The organism is Altererythrobacter chaiwopuensis, from assembly GCF_054957755.1.
Window position 1 is genome coordinate 1 of the sequence record NZ_JBTXJG010000007.1, and the last position, 285, is coordinate 285.

General features: G+C 57.5%; 1 protein-coding gene. It reads right to left on the reverse strand.

Annotated elements, in window-relative coordinates; translation table 11 throughout:
• Positions 1 to 87: 87 nt before the first annotated feature.
• On the reverse strand, positions 88 to 285 hold a 198-nt coding region (locus tag ACX2DJ_RS12975; protein WP_462573161.1), incomplete at its 5' end, for a hypothetical protein.

A 285-nucleotide genomic window follows, 5' to 3' on the forward strand; every position in this document is an offset into this window, starting at 1 on the left:
GGGCGATGTCTTGAAATCCTTAGCTGACCACTAATGTGGACTAGGTTTTTCGTGGCTGTGATTGGTGCGCGCGTGTCCCACTGAGGTTTACCGAGCCGATGCCCCCACCAAGGCCTTAACCCTGGGGCGAAATACGTTAACGAAGCGGTTTATGGCGTCGCCGAGGAATGCTCGCTGTGCGTCTTCCTCTCCCAGTTGTTCGATCGATCGGCTACACCGGAAGTTGTACGTGGCATCAGCGCCGCTGACGAGCGTCGTGCCCTCCGGAAGCTCGCTGAGGATTTG